Here is a 4,431-nt window from a genome sequence, read left to right on the forward strand (position 1 = left end):
GAATTCCTCGGCAAGCACGGCGATAATAAAATCGGTATGACTCTCAGGCAAAAAGTCTAAATGGGATTGGGTGCCCAGCAGCCAGCCCTTACCTTCAAAGCCCCCAGAGCCAATGGCAGTTTTAGACTGAATAATATTCCAACCTGCCCCAAGTTTATCACTTTCAGGGTTAAGCATGGTCAGGATACGCTGCCGCTGGTAATCGTGAAGCACAAATTCCCACATGGGGTAAGCCATCATGGCCAGCAAGCCTAGGCACGAAAAGATAAAGCCCCAGCTAATTCCCGCTAAAAACAATACGAACACGCCCGAGGTAGCGATTAAAATCGACGTCCCTAAGTCCGGCTGAATAATAATAAGTCCGGTTGGAATGAGAATTAAGGCCAAACTTACAAAGGTATGGCGAAACCCCGGCGGCAGCGGGTGAGTAGACAAATACCAAGCCACCGCCATGGGCATCACTAATTTAGCGATCTCCGAGGGTTGAAAGCGAAAACCGCCGATGCCTAACCAACGCTGAGCCCCCTTGGCCCCTATCCCGACGAAATCCACGGCCAGTAACAGCAAAACGCATACAATATAGGCAAATGGCGCCCAGCGCTGCAATTGCTCGGGGTGCAATTGGGCGACCAAAATCATCACGACAAAGGCCACCGACAAATAGCGCCCCTGCCGCAATACCGTCGCCATACTGCCGTCGCTGGCGCTGTACAGCACCGTCAGGCCAACGCCGCTTAGTATCAATAACAGGACTAAAAGCGGGATATCAATACGCAGCCGCTGACTGATGGTGCGGTGGCTACTAATACTGCGATTACTTCCAGGCAATTGCCGGACAAAATCTGAATTATTCATCTACCCATACCTCAGGCGTGATATCCATCGGTGCTGGACCAGGCTTCGGCTCGCCAACTAAATAAGCCTCAAATACTTTACGCGCCGCAGGCCCCGCCACACTGCCGCCGTGCTCACCATTTTCAATAATCACAGACACGGCGATTTGCGGGTCTTCAGCGGGAGCAAAGGCCACAAAAAGCGCGTGATCCCAATTGCGCTTATGCAAAGTACTGGAGTCGTATTTCTCACCCGCGGCGATACCCACCACCTGCGCTGTGCCAGTTTTCGCTGCCAGACGATAGCTTAAACCAGCTTTTAAGCCCCGCGCCGTTCCCTGTGGGCTTGCCACCACCTGTTCCATAGACTGCGTTATGACATCCCAGTAGGCGTCCGGCACGTCCTCCATCTGGCCGAGCAGCGGTGCGACCACTTTCTCACCGTCAACCGACGCCAATAAGCGCGGCGCGCGCAATTTACCCCGCGAGGCTATCACCGATGTCGCCACCGCCAATTGCAGCGGTGTGGCCAACATAAAGCCCTGGCCAATACCAACACTGATCGTTTCGCCAGGATACCAATGACTGTTGCGGACCTCTTCCTTCCACGCCCGCGAGGGCATTATGCCGCTGCGCTCATTGGTATTGTCGATACCGGTAGGCACACCTAAACCAAAACGGATGCCAAAGTCATGTAGACGGTCGATACCAAGGCGATAAGCAAGCTCATAAAAGTACACATCGCAGGATTGTACAACCGCTTGCTCTAAATTGACCGAGTAGCCATGGCCACCTTTTTTCCAGTCGCGGTAACGGCGACTGTCATTAGGCAGGCTAAACCAGCCGGGGTCGGCAATGCGGGTCGACGGCGTGACCATGCCGTATTGCAAACCCGCCAAAGCCCAAATCGGTTTAATAGTAGAAGCGGGCGGATATTGCCCCTGTAAAGCGCGGTTATACAAAGGTAGATCCGGATCATTTTGCAGAGCGCTATAATCCGCACTACTAATGCCATTAACAAACAAATTGGCATCGTAACTTGGTGTGCTCACCATGGCGATAATGCCACCGGTGCGCGGGTCCATTGCCACAATAGCGCCACGTTGGCCTTTTAGTGCGTCGAAGGCTACCTGTTGGACATAGGCGTCCACACTGAGGTGGATATCACCGCCGGGCTGGGGGTCATGCCGCTCCAATACCCGCAAAATTCGACCGTGAGCATTACTTTCGACGTTTTGATAGCCGACAGTGCCGTGCAACAACTCCTCGTAATACTTTTCAAGACCAATTTTGCCAATATGGTGGGTACCGCTGTAATTAACTGGGTCGATCTCGTCTAATTCACGCTCGCTGATTCGTCCGACATAGCCCAGCACATGCGCAAATAATTCGCCGTGGGGGTAATGCCGCACCAATTGGGCATCGATCTCCACCCCCGGAATACGGTAGCGATTAACCGCAATTTTTGCGATCTCCTCATCACTAACACGGAATTTCAGCGGCACTGCTTCGTAAGGCCGTCGGCGGCTCAAGCGCTTACGGAACTGCTCAATATCATCTTCGGCGAGGGGAATCAGCTCGCCAATAATTGCCAAGGTTTCATCCAGCGACTCCACGCGCTCTTTGACAACGGTTAAGGTATAGCTTGGAATATTTTCCGCCAACAGCACACCGTTGCGATCAAAAATCAAGCCGCGCTTGGGCGCAATTGGCAGTAGTTGGATACGGTTACGATCAGAATGGGTCTTATAAATATTGTAATCCGCAATTTGTAACTGCCCATACCGGGCAATCAAAATTGCAACCATTGTCACCACGAAGATTATCGACGTCGCCACCCGGTGACGATAAACCCTGCGTTCATAGTGGGTATTTTTAAGCTGTTGGCGCCTAGTCATGGTAGACGGTCATCAGCGATGGTAGGGATGGTTATGATTAATCGTCCATGCTCGATAGAGCTGCTCGGCGAACAAGACTCGCACCAGCGGGTGAGGCAGGGTCATTGCTGACAGCGACCACTTCTGCCGGGCTAAAGCCAAACAAGCCGGACTCAAGCCATCGGGACCACCCACTAAAATACTGACATTATCACCATCCATTTGCCAACTCGCCAAGGCCTCGGCCAAAGCCTCAGTACTGACAGCCTTACCGAGAACATCCAGCGCAATAATGTGATCACCGGCGGGAATTGCCGCGGCCATTGCCTCGCCCTCCTGGGCAATGGCACGGCGAATATCGGTATTCTTGCCCCGCTTAGGCAGGGGCAATTCTTTAATATCAAATTGAATCTCGGCCGGCAAGCGCTTGCGGTATTCCGCAACCCCCTCCTCAACCCAAACCGGCATTTTAGTGCCTATGCAAATTAAACTAACTCGCATCGGGTCCTGGCTCTGAGCCCGGCTCTGGCACTTGCCACAAGCGCTCAAGATCATAAAACAAGCGGGCTTCTGGCAACATCACATGCACTACCACATCGCCTAAATCAACCAGCACCCACTCTCCGGTATCTTGGCCTTCCATACCAATAGGTACTAAGCCCTGCTTTTTGACCTCGACCCAAACATTGTCAGCCAAGGATTTCACATGGCGATTCGAGGTGCCACTGCACACAATCATGTAATCAGTAACGCCACTCATGCCGCGCACATCTAAGGTCACTAAGTCTCGACCTTTTACATCTTCGAGGGCGTTCTGCACAAGCTTTTGGAGTTGTTCAGCGTTCATCAAACGGGTATTCCTATGTATTTCACTGTGTATATAAACCGTGTTCAGCGATATAGTCCGCGACAACGTCGGGAACAAGGTAACGAATTGACCGGCCAGAGGCCAGGCGCTGGCGGATATCAGTGGCCGAAATCGGCAACTGAATCAAACCTGTATCATAAAAACCACCGGCACTGTGCGCTTTCAGTGCCAATGCCGATCCAAGCCTGCGATCGGCCACAAAACTCGCAACCTGCGCATCCATTGCTAGCGGATGCGCAGCGCGATGCAATACTAAGACATTGGCCAAATCAAACAGCGACGGCCAGTCTCGCCAACGCTGCAATTGATTAACGGCATCACTGCCCATAACCACCGTAATCGACATATCTGCGCCGCGCTCAGCGCGCAAGGCGCGCAAGGTATCGACCGTATACGACGGCGCTTCCCGCAATAACTCGCGGCCATCTACCGCCAGCCCCGGCTCGCCAGCTACGGCAGCGTTTACCATCGCTAAGCGCTGAGCACTATTAGCGCCGGGCAGCCCACGCAATGGCGGCCGATGGCTTGGCAATAGCGCCAATTCATCAACCCCCAAGGCTTCCTTAATCTCGATCGCCGACCGCAGATGACCGTGATGAATAGGATCAAAGGTGCCGCCAAAAATGGCCAGCGAAGTACTGGAGCTCAGCGAAGCTGCCATCTAGTTACGAATATGACCATCGCCAAGCACCACGTACTTTTGCGAGGTCAGGCCCTCTAAGCCTACTGGGCCTCGGGCGTGAATTTTGTCGGTGGAAATTCCAATTTCTGCACCAAGACCATATTCAAAACCATCGGCAAAGCGCGTTGAGGCATTGATCATCACCGAGCTCGAATCCACTTCACGCAAGAA

At 52.9% G+C, this 4,431-nt stretch carries 5 protein-coding genes and 1 pseudogene; all 6 read right to left on the reverse strand.

Annotated elements, in window-relative coordinates; all coding sequences use genetic code 11:
• On the reverse strand, nucleotides 1-855 hold an 855-nt coding region (locus ABYT30_RS16060), incomplete at its 3' end, for an FtsW/RodA/SpoVE family cell cycle protein (RefSeq protein WP_373097493.1).
• Nucleotides 848-2,731: a penicillin-binding protein 2 gene (mrdA, locus tag ABYT30_RS16065; RefSeq protein WP_373080933.1), complete on the reverse strand. Its 1,884-nt coding sequence runs from the start codon at nucleotides 2,729-2,731 to the stop codon at nucleotides 848-850. The genes mrdA and ABYT30_RS16060, both read right to left, overlap by 8 nt.
• A gap of 12 nt (nucleotides 2,732-2,743) precedes the next feature.
• Entirely contained in the window at nucleotides 2,744-3,211 is a 468-nt protein-coding gene (gene rlmH, locus ABYT30_RS16070) for a 23S rRNA (pseudouridine(1915)-N(3))-methyltransferase RlmH (RefSeq protein ID WP_373080935.1), read from the reverse strand.
• Nucleotides 3,201-3,557 carry a ribosome silencing factor gene (gene rsfS, locus ABYT30_RS16075; protein ID WP_373080937.1) on the reverse strand — a complete coding sequence of 119 codons (357 nt, stop codon included), beginning with the start codon at nucleotides 3,555-3,557 and terminating at the stop codon, nucleotides 3,201-3,203. Before rsfS ends, rlmH begins: the two co-directional genes overlap by 11 nt.
• A 22-nt stretch (nucleotides 3,558-3,579) precedes the next feature.
• Entirely contained in the window at nucleotides 3,580-4,239 is a 660-nt protein-coding gene (gene nadD / locus ABYT30_RS16080; RefSeq protein WP_373080938.1) for a nicotinate-nucleotide adenylyltransferase, read from the reverse strand.
• Nucleotides 4,240-4,431 (reverse strand): annotated as a pseudogene (locus tag ABYT30_RS16085) (gamma-glutamyl-phosphate reductase); the annotation flags it as partial.

The organism is Zhongshania sp. (assembly GCF_041623545.1).
Classification (GTDB): domain Bacteria; phylum Pseudomonadota; class Gammaproteobacteria; order Pseudomonadales; family Spongiibacteraceae; genus Spongiibacter.